The sequence below is a fragment of the Microbacterium proteolyticum genome (assembly GCF_014192415.1).
GTDB classification, from domain to species: domain Bacteria; phylum Actinomycetota; class Actinomycetes; order Actinomycetales; family Microbacteriaceae; genus Microbacterium; species Microbacterium proteolyticum.
In genome coordinates this window covers 187,970-200,202 of the sequence record NZ_JACHXY010000001.1, presented here as the reverse complement: position 1 = coordinate 200,202, position 12,233 = coordinate 187,970, and the positions used below count along the sequence as shown (strand labels likewise).

General features: G+C 69.6%; 10 protein-coding genes. 9 read left to right on the top strand and 1 reads right to left on the bottom strand.

From position 1 onward, the window contains the following. The first annotated feature begins 16 nt into the window (after nucleotides 1-16). From FHS07_RS00995 to FHS07_RS16750, 9 genes are all read left to right on the top strand, one after another. Complete coding sequence (locus tag FHS07_RS00995; RefSeq protein ID WP_183418058.1) at nucleotides 17-1,693, top strand: ribonuclease J; 1,677 nt, start codon at nucleotides 17-19, stop codon at nucleotides 1,691-1,693. A 161-nt stretch (nucleotides 1,694-1,854) separates the two neighbouring features. Beyond that, entirely contained in the window at nucleotides 1,855-2,346 is a 492-nt protein-coding gene (locus FHS07_RS00990) for a GNAT family N-acetyltransferase (protein WP_183418057.1), read from the top strand. Between the two features lie 50 nt (nucleotides 2,347-2,396). Further along, on the top strand, nucleotides 2,397-5,126 hold the full coding sequence (locus tag FHS07_RS00985; protein ID WP_183418056.1) for a DNA translocase FtsK: 2,730 nt from the start codon (nucleotides 2,397-2,399) through the stop codon (nucleotides 5,124-5,126). Then, nucleotides 5,126-5,710: a CDP-diacylglycerol--glycerol-3-phosphate 3-phosphatidyltransferase gene (gene pgsA / locus FHS07_RS00980; protein ID WP_183418055.1), complete on the top strand. Its 585-nt coding sequence runs from the start codon at nucleotides 5,126-5,128 to the stop codon at nucleotides 5,708-5,710. Before FHS07_RS00985 ends, pgsA begins: the two co-directional genes overlap by 1 nt. Further along, nucleotides 5,707-6,234, top strand: coding sequence for a CinA family protein (locus FHS07_RS00975; protein ID WP_183418054.1), 528 nt, complete (start codon nucleotides 5,707-5,709; stop codon nucleotides 6,232-6,234). The genes pgsA and FHS07_RS00975 overlap by 4 nt, the downstream gene beginning before the upstream one ends. 195 nt (nucleotides 6,235-6,429) lie before the next feature. Next, the gene (locus tag FHS07_RS00970) at nucleotides 6,430-6,738 is read left to right on the top strand and encodes a helix-turn-helix domain-containing protein (protein WP_055957830.1); all 309 of its coding nucleotides are present in this window, start codon (nucleotides 6,430-6,432) and stop codon (nucleotides 6,736-6,738) included. Between the two features lie 12 nt (nucleotides 6,739-6,750). Continuing rightward, nucleotides 6,751-6,975: a DUF3046 domain-containing protein gene (locus tag FHS07_RS00965; RefSeq protein WP_183418053.1), complete on the top strand. Its 225-nt coding sequence runs from the start codon at nucleotides 6,751-6,753 to the stop codon at nucleotides 6,973-6,975. 525 nt (nucleotides 6,976-7,500) lie between these two features. After that, nucleotides 7,501-8,562, top strand: a complete 1,062-nt coding sequence (gene recA, locus FHS07_RS00960) for a recombinase RecA (RefSeq protein WP_183418052.1) — start codon at nucleotides 7,501-7,503, stop codon at nucleotides 8,560-8,562. 503 nt (nucleotides 8,563-9,065) lie between these two features. Beyond that, nucleotides 9,066-9,512 carry a regulatory protein RecX gene (locus FHS07_RS16750; RefSeq protein ID WP_343054572.1) on the top strand — a complete coding sequence of 149 codons (447 nt, stop codon included), beginning with the start codon at nucleotides 9,066-9,068 and terminating at the stop codon, nucleotides 9,510-9,512. Here the strand turns inward: FHS07_RS16750 and FHS07_RS00950 are convergent. Then, nucleotides 9,496-12,180 carry a LuxR C-terminal-related transcriptional regulator gene (locus FHS07_RS00950; protein WP_183418050.1) on the bottom strand — a complete coding sequence of 895 codons (2,685 nt, stop codon included), beginning with the start codon at nucleotides 12,178-12,180 and terminating at the stop codon, nucleotides 9,496-9,498. The two genes, FHS07_RS16750 and FHS07_RS00950, sit on opposite strands and share 17 nt — an antisense overlap. Between the last annotated feature and the right edge of the window lie 53 nt (nucleotides 12,181-12,233).

Here is a 12,233-nt window from a genome sequence, read left to right as displayed (position 1 = left end):
CATCCGAGGAGGCAATATGCCCACGACCGTCTACGATCCCCCCGTCCTCGCCCCCGGCACGCTGCGCGTCATCCCGCTCGGCGGCCTCGGCGAGGTCGGTCGCAACATGACCGTGTTCGAGTACGAGGGCAAGCTCCTCGTCGTCGACTGCGGTGTGCTGTTCCCCGAGGAGCACCAGCCCGGGGTCGACCTGATCCTGCCCGACTTCGAGCCCATCAAGCACCGCCTCGACGACATCGTCGGCGTCGTGCTCACCCACGGCCACGAAGACCACATCGGCGCTGTTCCCTACCTGCTGAAGCTCAAGGGCGACATCCCCCTCATCGGCTCGGGCCTCACGCTCGCGCTCATCGAGGCGAAGCTGAAAGAGCACCGGATCCGCCCCTACACGCTGACCGTGAAAGAGGGCCAGCGTGAACAGGTCGGTCCGTTCGACCTCGAGTTCATCGCTGTCAACCACTCCATCCCCGATGCGCTCGCCGTCGCCATCCGCACGCCCGCGGGCCTCGTGCTGGCCACCGGCGACTTCAAGATGGATCAGCTGCCGCTCGACGGCCGCATCACCGACCTCCGCGCCTTCGCGCGACTGGGCGAGGAGGGCGTCGACCTGTTCCTGGTGGACTCCACCAACGCCGACGTTCCGGGCTTCACCCCCGCCGAGAAGGCGATCGGACCCGTGCTCGACCAGGTGATCGCGCGCGCTCCGCGCCGCGTCGTCGTGGCGAGCTTCTCCAGCCACGTGCACCGCGTGCAGCAGGTGCTCGACGCCGCGCACGCGAACGGGCGCCGCGTGGCGCTGCTCGGGCGAAGCATGGTGCGCAACATGGGCATCGCCGCCGACCTCGGCTACCTCAACGTCCCCGACGGCGTCCTGATCGACTACAAGAAGGCCCGCGACCTACCCGACGACAAGATCGTCTACATGTCGACCGGGTCGCAGGGCGAGCCGATGGCGGTGCTCAGCCGCATGGCCAACCTCGATCACGCGATCGAGCCGGGTGAGGGCGACACGATCATCCTGGCATCCAGCCAGATCCCCGGGAATGAGAACGCGATCTACCGCGTGATCGACGGGCTCACCAAGCTCGGCGCGACCGTCGTGCACAAGGGCAACGCCAAGGTGCACGTGTCGGGTCACGCCGCCGCGGGCGAGCTGCTGTACTGCTACAACATCCTCAAGCCCAAGAACGTCCTCCCCGTGCACGGCGAGTACCGCCACCTCATGGCGAACGCGAAGCTGGCGCGCGAGACGGGGATCCCGGAAGAGAACACGATCCTCGGCGAGAACGGCACCGTGGTGGATCTCCGCGATGGCGTCGCCCGCGTCGTCGGCCAGGTCGACATCGGATTCGTCTACGTCGACGGTTCGTCGGTGGGCGAGATCACGGATGCCGACCTGAAGGACCGTCGCATCCTGGGCGAGGAGGGCTTCATCTCGGTGATCGTCGTCGTCGACTCGGCGACCGGGAAGATCATCTCGGGTCCCGAGATCCACGCCCGCGGTTTCGCCGAGGACGACAAGGTCTTCGACAGCGTCAAGCCGAAGATCGCCGCCGCCCTGGCCGAGGCGGCGAAGTCGGGTGTGCGCGACAACCACGCGCTCCAGCAGGTCGTGCGCCGCACCATCGGTCGCTGGGTCAACCAGTCGCTTCGTCGTCGACCGATGATCGTCCCGATGGTCATCGAGGCCTGATCATCACGAAGCGCCGCGGGTTCGCCCGCGGCGCTTCGTCGTCTCCGTGGCCGTGGTCGGTGTGGTGACGGCCCCGTTCCGAGCCGGGCGATCCGACGGTACGGCTGCCGTGCGGACCGCGCCGTTGCCTCGGCAGCGCCGCTTGTCGCTATCATGCGGGCATGCCCGCTCTCCCGATCCGCGCGGCGCTCCGGTCCGACGGCGTGTTCCTGGCCGACATGGCCGTCGAGGCCGCCAATTGGCGTGCCGGCGCCGCGCGTCCGCGCCACGAGATCATCAGCAGCCCGGAGTACAGCAGATACATCGCGGGCTGGCTCCGTCCCGGTGACGCCGGGTTCGTGGCCGAGTCGCCCGGTGGTGAGCCGGTGGGTGCCGCGTGGTATCGCATGCTGCCCCGTGACGAGCCCGGTTTCGGGTGGGTGGGCACCGGCGTCCCCGAACTGATCATTGGCGTTCGACCGATGTGGCGGGCCCACGGGATCGGTCGCGCCCTGCTGCGGCGGCTCGCCGACCACGCCCGCAGCGAGGGATACGCGCGCATCAGCCTCAGCGTCGAGCGCGACAACTACGCGGTCTCGCTGTACCGGTCGGAGGGTTTCGCGGTCGTCCGCGGCGGGATGGGACGCGACGCCATGGTCAAGCGGCTGGGCTGAACCCCGCGTCGGTGCGAGCGAATGTCGGAGGTGCCGCCTACCGTGGAGGAATGGCTCGTACCTCGTCCCCGTCCGGCGGCCGCGCCCCCGCGAAAGGGTCAGCGCGGTCCAAGGCCCCCGCTCCCGCGCCCAAGCGCTACGTCGACGAGCCCGAGAAGCCCGCGGTAGCGGTTCGCGCCTGGATGGCGGTCGCCCACGGCGTGGGCGGAATGTTCCGCGCCTTCGGTCCCGAGACCCTCGAGCGCGATCAGCGTCGCGACGGGTTCCCGTTCTTCCTCGTCGTGCTGGCTGTCATCGGCGCCATCGTGGAGTGGTTCTTCATCGGGACGGATGCCGCTGCGCTCATCAGCGCCTACAGCTTCGGGGCCCTCGTCGGTCGCGTCGCATTCGTGCTGCCGGTGCTGCTTCTCCTGCTGGCGGGCTGGCTCTTCCGCCACCCGGCCTCCGTGCACGACAACGGGCGGGTGGGGATCGGCTTCGGCTTGTTCGTCGTGACACTCGCCGGCTTCCTCCACGTCGCGGGCGGTCGTCCCGTCCCCAATCAGGGTGGCCTGCCCGCCCTGAGCCCGGCCGGCGGCATCGCCGGGTGGATCGTCGGCGAGCCCCTCGCGCTCGTCCTCACCGACGTCGGCGCGTACATCGCGCTGTCGTTGCTCGCCGTGCTGAGCGTCCTGATCCTCACGAAGACGCCGCCCAACCGCATCGGTCGTCGTCTGGGCGACCTCTACGCATGGATGTTCGGGGTCGAACGCACCGAGCGGCCCGATCCGGCCACCAAGGCGCTCCCCGTCGACGATGACGATGACGCGCCCGCCGAGAAGTCGCTGCCGTGGTGGCGACGCAACCGTTCCGGTCGCGAAGAAGACACCGACGGCGCCCTCGGATCCGACGACCTCACCACGCTGCTGTCCCCGGGGACGCCGCAGGGCGGCTTCGAGTCGGCCGTCGTCGCACCCGAGCCGGTCGCACCGCGCGTGTCGAAGCCGTCCGTGACGCCCCCGCCGCGGCCCCCGGCTCCCGATGCGGTGACCGAGATCTTCGACCCTCGCGTTCTCCAGGCGGCGGCGTCCGGTCGAGGCCTCCACGACGACTCGCCCGTCGATGACAGCGTCGACGACGACGATCTGCCCGGCATCTCCGGACTCGGCGGAGACAGCGCCGGTGCGCCGCCGGCGGCCAACTACCGCCTCCCTGCCGTCACCGCGCTGGCCACCGGCACGCCGCCGAAGGCGCGATCGGCCGCGAACGACGCGGTCGTCGCGGCGATCGAGAGCGTGATGCAGCAGTTCAAGGTCGACGCGCGCGTCACCGGGTTCTCGCGCGGTCCGACCGTCACGCAGTACGAGATCGAGGTGGGGCACGGCGTCAAGGTCGAGCGCATCACCGCCTTGACGAACAACATCGCGTACGCCGTCGCCTCGAACGAGGTGCGCATCCTCGCCCCCATCCCGGGCAAGAGCGCGATCGGTGTCGAGATCCCCAACGCCGACCGCGAGATCGTCACGCTCGGCGACATCCTGCGATCGGATGCCGCCACGACCTCGACCCACCCCATGACCATCGGCGTCGGCAAAGACGTCGGCGGTGGGTTCGTCGTAGCCAACCTCGCCAAGATGCCCCACCTGCTGGTCGCCGGCTCCACCGGCTCCGGTAAGTCGAGCTTCGTGAACTCGATGATCACGAGCCTGCTCATGCGGGCCAAACCGTCCGACGTGCGCATGGTGCTCATCGACCCCAAGCGCGTCGAGTTGACCTCGTACGCGGGTGTCCCGCACCTCATCACGCCCATCATCACCAACCCGAAGAAGGCCGCCGAGGCGCTGCAGTGGGTCGTGAAAGAGATGGACATGCGCTACGACGACCTCGCGTCATTCGGCTTCCGCCACATCGACGACTTCAACCGGGCCGTCGTCGCCGGTGAGCTGAAGCTGCCGGTGGGCAGTGAGCGCGTGCTCAAGCCCTACCCCTACCTCCTCGTGGTCGTCGACGAGCTCGCCGACCTCATGATGGTCGCTCCACGCGACGTGGAAGACTCCATCGTGCGCATCACGCAGCTCGCCCGCGCCAGCGGCATCCACCTGGTCCTGGCGACGCAGCGACCATCGGTCGACGTCGTGACGGGACTCATCAAAGCCAACGTCCCCTCGCGGCTCGCGTTCGCGGTGACGAGCGTGACGGACTCCCGCGTCATCCTCGACCAGCCGGGCGCCGATCGTCTGATCGGTCAGGGCGACGGGCTGTTCCTCCCGATGGGCGCTTCCAAGGCGCTCCGCGTGCAGGGCGCGTGGGTGAGCGAACAGGAGATCGAGAAGGTCGTCGCGCACGTCACACAGCAGGCGCGGCCCGAATACCGCTCCGATGTGCAGGTCGCCGCAGAGAAGAAAGAGATCGACGCCGACATCGGAGACGACCTCGAGCTGCTCCTCGCTGCCGCCGAGCTCGTCGTGTCGACCCAGTTCGGGTCGACCTCGATGCTGCAGCGCAAGCTGCGCGTCGGCTTCGCGAAGGCCGGACGTCTGATGGACCTCCTGGAGTCGCGCGAGATCGTCGGCCCCTCTGAGGGGTCGAAGGCCCGCGATGTGCTCGTGACCAATGAGCAACTGCCGGCGGTGATGGCCCGCCTGCGCGGCGACGACACGCCGTCCGCCCCCGCGACCCCGCCGTCCGACGACCGCTACGACGACGACCCCATCGAGGCGCAGTTCGAGGGCCTCCCGGTCGTCAACGACGACGATGACGAGGGTTCGGAAGACGCCTGGCAGCTGACGGGACGCGACTGATGGCCGTGCATCCCCAGCTGCCCAACGCGATCACGATCGCCCGCATCCTCTGTGCGCCGATCTTCCTGTGGATGCTGTTGGCCGACGGTGGCGCGGGCGGCGGGTTGCGGTGGGCGGCGGCGGTGCTCTTCATCGTCGCCATCGCCACCGACGGTGTCGACGGTTACATCGCGCGTCGGTACAAGATCGTGAGCGATCTCGGCAAGCTCCTCGATCCCATCGCCGACAAGGTGCTGACGGGTGTCGCCTTCGTCGGCCTCTCGATCCTGGGCGAGCTTCCCTGGTGGGTCACGATCGTCGTGCTCGTGCGCGAGATCGGCATCACCGTCTACCGTTTCATCGTCGTCAGCGATCACGTGCTGGCTGCGGCCTGGATGGGCAAGCTCAAGACCGTCTTCCAGTCCATCGCGCTGTCCCTCGCGCTTCTGCCCCTGGCGAGCCTGTCGGATGCGGCGGTCTGGCAGAGCGCCGTGTGGTGGGCGAGCGTGGTGACGATGACGATCGCGGTGGTCCTCACCATCGCGTCGGGCATCGACTACATCGTGACCGAGGTGCGCGCCTCGCGGAAGCGCGGGAGCCGGTGATCGACGGCATCCCCGACGACTTCGACGAAACCGTTGTGCGAACGCCCCGGGAAAGCGCCGGGCTCCTCCTCGAGCGGCTCGAAGAGCTCGGCTGGACGATCGCGGTCGCCGAGTCCCTCACCGGGGGGCTCGTCGTCTCGTCCCTGGTCGACGTTCCGGGTGCCTCGCGTGCGGTACGCGGGGGAGTGGTCGCGTACGCGACCGACCTGAAGCACGGTGTGTTGGGCGTCGATCAAGCGCTCCTCGACGCCCACGGCGCCGTACACCCCCGCGTCGCCCGACAGATGGCGCGCGGTGTACGCGACGTGCTCGGCCGCGACGGGGTCGCCGCCGATGTCGGAATCGCCACGACCGGTGTCGCGGGCCCCGACGAGCAAGACGGCCAGCCCGTCGGAACCGTGCACATCGCCGTATCCACGCCGCTGGGCACCCGCGTCGACTCGCTCGTCATCGCGGGCGACCGGGACCGCATCCGTCGCGAGACCGCCCATCTGGCGATCCGACGCGCGTTGGCTGCGTTGTGACGCGCTGGCTGCGCGGGGATCGGCGGCCGCTCATATCGGGCCGAGTCGGAACGCGGGAACAAATGATCGCACATCCTCGTTTCGTCCAGCGATTCCCATCCGGTGCACAGCGCGCGGCATTAGGGTGACCACAGACGGTGTTTCACAGTTGTCCACTCGGTCAACGACGGAATCAGCAGTGAGGAGGGCCCCCAAGTGATCCTGGTTCGTCAAGAGATCGGCGAAGTCCTGCGTGACCTCCGCCAGCAGAAGGGGCGCACCCTCCGCCAGGTGGCCAGCCGCGCGAGCGTCGCTCTCGGTTATCTCAGTGAGGTGGAGCGCGGTCAGAAAGAGGCGTCCAGCGAGATCCTGGCCTCCGTGGCCGAGGCCCTCGATGTCCCGATCTCGACCATCATGCGCCAGGTCGGCGACCGCCTCTCCGTGCTCGAAGGCCTGCAGACCTTCCCCGACGTGGTCCCCGACGAGCTCGTGGCGTCCGTCGAGCCCGAGCTGTCGCTGCGCTGATTCTTCTCGCGCATGCGTCGTAGCGAGTTCGATCGCGCCGTGGCCGATGAATTCGGTGCGCGCGGTGGGTCGCTGCTGACCGATCTCGTCCTTTCCGCGGTGGGCGGGCGCACCAGCGTCGACGCTCTGGCTGCGGGCGTCGATCCGCGTGAGGTCTGGCTGGCGCTCTGCGAAGAAACCGACGTGCCCGATGACCGCCGATACGGCGTCGGCAGGTTGGAGCCGCGTCGTTCCTGACGCGCTCCCGCGCCTCATCTCGTTCCGGGGCGCTGCACGCAGTACGGGTGAGCCTGCGGCGCAGGCTCCTGCGGAGGTTCGCCCCCGGGGCTCTCAGTCCGTAGCGGGTGCGAATACGAGCACCTGCCAGGTGCGCCGGTGGCAGAGCCCTGTAGCCGCGGTGTCGTGCCCGTGGGCTGACGCCGCAGCGGGGTGCGTTCCTGGCGCGGGCTCCGCCGTCGGCGCGCGTCGATGCGCATGCCCGTCCAAGTCGGGATGCCGGCGGACGCGGCCGGGCTCGAGACATTCGTACATAGTTCCCGGCGTGTCCTCGAAACTACGTTCGAGCGAGGCGTAGTGTTCTTCACAGCAGGCCAAGTGACGTGTTCCTCCCCGATCGGGCCACGCTCAGACACCAATGTCGGAGCCCCTCCCTAACGTGGGGAAACGTCGAACGACACCTGAACGCCTTGTCGGGCTGACCCACCGTCGGTGGGAGGCGCGACAGCCTATAGGCGACCGGAACGCGAGCAGAAAGAAGATGTCATGCCCTCACCCGCAGAGCGCGAGAAGGCCCTCGAGTCGGCCCTCGCCCAGATCGACCGTCAATTCGGAAAAGGCTCGGTCATGCGACTGGGCAGCGACGATCGGGCCCCGATCGAGACCATCCCGACGGGATCCATCGCCCTCGATGCCGCACTGGGGATCGGTGGACTGCCGCGCGGTCGAATCATCGAGATCTACGGCCCGGAGTCCTCGGGTAAGACCACGCTCACCCTGCACGCGATCGCCAACGCCCAGCGCGCCGGCGGTATCGCCGCCTTCATCGACGCGGAGCACGCGCTCGACCCCGAGTACGCGAAGAAGCTCGGCGTCGACATCGACGCCCTCCTCGTGTCGCAGCCCGATACGGGTGAGCAGGCGCTCGAGATCGCCGACATGCTGATTCGTTCGGGAGCCATCGACCTCGTCGTCATCGACTCCGTGGCCGCCCTCGTTCCCGAGGCCGAGATCAAGGGCGAGATGGGAGACTCCCACGTCGGTCTCCAGGCGCGTCTGATGTCGCAGGCGTTGCGCAAGCTCACCGGCGGCCTCAACACCACCAAGACCACGGCCATCTTCATCAACCAGCTCCGCGAGAAGATCGGCGTGTTCTTCGGCTCGCCCGAGACCACTGCCGGCGGAAAGGCGCTCAAGTTCTACGCGTCGGTGCGTCTCGACATCCGCCGTATCGAGACTCTGAAGGACGGCACCGAGGCAGTGGGCAACCGCACCCGTGTCAAGGTCGTCAAGAACAAGATGGCCCCGCCCTTCAAGCAGGCCGAGTTCGACATCATCTACGGAGTCGGCATCTCCCGAGAAGGCAGCCTGATCGACTTCGGCGTCGAACACGGCATCGTCAAGAAGTCCGGCGCGTGGTACACCTACGACGGCGAGCAGCTCGGCCAGGGCAAAGAGAACGCCCGCAACTTCCTCATCAAGAACCCTGACATCGCCGCCGAGATCGAGACGAAGATCAAGACCAAGCTGGGTATCGGCGTGGCTCCCGTCGCTGCTGTCGAGGCCGCTCCCGCGGACGATGAGCTGGCCGCACGTCGCCCGGCGTGATGACTGACGACGGTAGTGGTTCGGGTCGTCGCCCGTTCGATGGAGTGGGCGACGACCACGGGACCGACGGAGTGCGCGACGACCACGGGATCGACGGAGTGTCGGGTGAGCACCGCCAGGACGAGCGAGTTCTCCATGGACTTCCGCGTACGGCCGAAGATGACGCCCTCGCGCCGGTCATCCCCCTCTTCGGTTCCCGGGGGCGGTCGTCTTCCGCGCACCCGTCGCTCGGGCGGGACGCCGGCGACGCCTCCGTGGACGCGGCAGCCGCCGCAGGCCCCGGTGGGCAGGTCGGGAGGCGTCCCCGCCTGCGGCCCCTCCGAGATCTCGGAGCGGCGGACAGCGAGGTCGGGTCGGATGCTGCTCGGGCAGAGTCACATCCGTCGCACAGTGATCGCGTCCGCGATGACGTCGTAACGGCGGAAGAGATTCGACAGCACGCCGAAGCGGTGCTCCTGCGCAAGCTGCGGTCTCGGTCGTTGTCGCTCTCCGAAGCTCGAGGCGTGGTGCGTGGCACGGAGGGCGCCGACGACGTCCTTGCCGAGGAGATCGTCGACCACTTCGTCGACCTCGGGTATCTCGACGACACGACATTCGCCGAGCAGCTGGCGATGTCGGCCGTTGAGAAGCGGGGTGAGGGTCGCCGCGCCGTGGCCGAGACGCTGCGCAAGCGCGGCATCCCGCGCGACGTGGCCGAGGCGGCGCTCGCGGCGCTGCCCGATGACGACGCCGAGCGCGCGCTCGAGTTCGCCCGGTCGAAGCTGCGCGCCGTCGAGGGCGTGGAGTACGAGGCGGCGCTCCGCCGCCTGGCAGGACAACTCGGGCGTCGGGGCTATCCCTCTTCGGTCGCTCTGACGGCGGCTCGCTCGGCCCTCGCGGAAGCGGGCGTCGGCCGGTCGCGTCCGTTCGCCCGTCCTTCCTCCGGGGTGCGTTTCACTCCCGACGAGTGAGGTGTGTCGCCCCCGGCGGGCGGGGGAGCGACGTCGTCCGCTCGCCCGCGTGGGGCGTGGGCCGCTGGTCGCCGCCGTCGTCCGCCGCGGCTGTCGACCGCGTCGCCGCCCGCCCGCGCTCGGCCCCCGCGGCCACCATGCGCCCCAGTTCCTTGCGGGAGGCGGCCCCGACCTTCGAGCGTGCCTGATAGATGTGAGACTCCACCGTCCGCACCGACAGGAACAGCCGTGTCGCGATCTCGCGGTTCGTGAGCCCCTCGTCAGCCATCAACGCGATCTCGTGCTCGCGCGCGGTGAGTTCTCCCGTCGCGACGCCCAGTGCCGGCGGGCGGGCGAACTCGATCACGGCGTCGGGATTCTCTCGGCGCGCGTCGCTCGTCGACCACAGCGCGTGCAGGCGGAGCTCATCGACGGGGAGTTCCTCTTCGGCGGTCGATCGCGCCGACGCGCGACGAACCGCTTCGACCGCCAGGGGCAGGTCTGTCGTCGCGGCGAGTTGCACCAGCTCGTCGACCTCGTCTTCGCTCGCGGCCCCCAAGGCGGTCAGCCGGAACAGGTCGCGAATGCGCAGGGCCGCCGCGGAGCGTCCGCGCGTCAGTTCGGCCGCACCGCGTGCCGCGACGCGGGCGGCATCGTGGCGTCCCTCCGCCGCGAGGATGGTCGTCTGCACGTACAGGCTGCTCCGACGCAGCAGGGGGATGTCGCGGTCGTCCAGACGGACGAGGATCGCGCGAGCGTCGTCGAACCTGCCGGCCAACGCGAGTTCCTCGGCAACGCTCAATTCGATCATGGTCGTATCGAGATCTGCCACGGCCGACGGCGTGCGCGACATCGCCGACGCCAGCTCGCGGCGTGACTCGACGGCTCGTCCTGCCCCGGCGAAGGCGATCGCGGCCGCCGCCCCCGCCAGGGTCAGCTCCGCCCCGTCGCCCTCACGCGCGATCCTCGCCAGCTCGCGCTCGAGGCGGGCGTGCACGGCGGCCCCATCGGCTCCGGCGACCTGGTGGCCCGCCAACATCGAGATGAGAGCCGTGAGGCGGTCGCGTGCGAGGAGCCCATCGGCGACGTATCGCGCGTCGAGCATGCGCTCAGCGGCGCGATAGCACACCCGTGCCCGGCGCCAGCAGCCGGCCACGGCCTCCGCCGTACCCGCCGCCACGAGAGCGCGGAGGCGTGCCGCCGGTGCCGCTGAGACTTCCGTGACAGCGCGTCCCGCGGCCTCGGCCGCTGCGGCCCACTCCAGTCGCGCTCCTGCGCGTGACGCCTGGGCGAGCAGCTCGTCGACGCGGGAGTCCGCGAGGGCCCGGTCGTGGGTGACTTCTCGACGAGGATCGTGCACGTCGTCGTCGGCGATGTCCCGTGCCATCCGACGGCGTATCTCGACGTCGCCACCGTCGTCGGTCTCGCCCGCGCTGAACGGGGCATGAGCGCGCGCGGCGAGCTCGGCTTCGAGGCGGAGCGCGGGGACGTCCGCCGACCTCAGCCCCCGCGCCGCGTAAGCGGCGGCGTGTGCGGCGTCGCCACGATCGTTGGCCTCGCGTGCGGCATCGAGGGCGATGCGCGCCCGGATCGCCGGGGGATGGGCGGCCTCGCCGGAGAGATCCGGACCGAGACGGTGCCAGCGCTGGGCGACCGTGACGGCGACGGCCGAACTCCACCACTCATCCGACTCGGCGAGCATCCGTCGACCCACCGCATCGACGAGGGAGTCGACGCGCGTGACGCCCAGTCGACGCTGCGCCTCCTGCGCGATCAGGTCGTTCGCGGTGAGGCGGCGCTCGGGCGAAGAGTCCGCGTGCAGGAGTCCACGCGCGATCAGCGCGTGGAGGCTGTCGACCTCGAAGAACCGGGTGGCGACGGCCATCTCGAGATGGGCGAGACGTCGGATGCCGGCGAGGCTCTCGAGATCGTCGGTGGGCATCCCGGACATGTGCCGTTCGAGCGCGACGGCGAGTCGGCTGTGAGGGGCGATCGTGCGGAACGCCTCCAGCGGATCACGACCGGCCCGAGCGTCCGCGATGGCGTGGAGGACGAGTCGTCGCAGGAGTGACCTCGAGCGGTCGGCGCGCCACACGAGCGCCGCGCGCGTGGGGCTGTCGAGGAGTCCCGCGTCGGGGAAGACGTCGATGAGTCGGAACGCATCCTCGTCGGCGAGTTCGGTGAGATCGACGCGTCGCGCCAACCCTTCGGCCCAGAGGTTCCGCAGGCCGCGACGCGCGTCGTCGGCGTCGTCGGGCGGCTCGACATCCCGCGGGCGGGCGGTGCGGTGCGCAAGGACTGCGGTGAGACTCCGGGATGCCACCCCTCGGGCGATCGCCCGCGCCGACTCCGCATCGATGAGTTCGATGTCGTCGATGATGAGCACGCCGTCCATGATCGCGTGGTCGTCCGAGGGGGTCCGCAGCCTCGCGAGCGCGGGCTCGGCGGCGGCGTCGACCGCGCCGAACGGCTGCTGCGACAGAGCTGATGCGGTGTGCAGGACGATGGTCCGACCACCGAGGCGCTCGATCTCGGCGGTGATCCCGCGCAGCAGGTGGCTCCGGCCGCTTCCACGGGGACCTGCCACGACCAGTGAGGCCCCCTCCAGGACGCGCGCCGCCCACGCCGCTGCATCCCGATCCGCGCCGATCGCTTCCACCGAGCGCAGCTTCCTTCGGTCGCTGTCCATGCTTCCCCCCGGCACCCGTCGGTCCACGCTATCTTCGTGAACGCCTGGGGAAC

Excerpts from the sequence above, each read along its gene's own strand:
- FHS07_RS00965 (WP_183418053.1), top strand. The coding sequence starts at position 6,751 with ATGCGTCGTAGCGAGTTCGATCGCGCCGTGGCCGATGAATTCGGTGCG.
- FHS07_RS00990 (WP_183418057.1), top strand. The coding sequence starts at position 1,855 with ATGCCCGCTCTCCCGATCCGCGCGGCGCTCCGGTCCGACGGCGTGTTC.
- FHS07_RS00985 (WP_183418056.1), top strand. The coding sequence starts at position 2,397 with ATGGCTCGTACCTCGTCCCCGTCCGGCGGCCGCGCCCCCGCGAAAGGG.
- pgsA (WP_183418055.1), top strand. The coding sequence starts at position 5,126 with ATGGCCGTGCATCCCCAGCTGCCCAACGCGATCACGATCGCCCGCATC.
- recA (WP_183418052.1), top strand. The coding sequence starts at position 7,501 with ATGCCCTCACCCGCAGAGCGCGAGAAGGCCCTCGAGTCGGCCCTCGCC.
- FHS07_RS00995 (WP_183418058.1), top strand. The coding sequence starts at position 17 with ATGCCCACGACCGTCTACGATCCCCCCGTCCTCGCCCCCGGCACGCTG.
- FHS07_RS00950 (WP_183418050.1), bottom strand. The coding sequence starts at position 12,180 with ATGGACAGCGACCGAAGGAAGCTGCGCTCGGTGGAAGCGATCGGCGCG.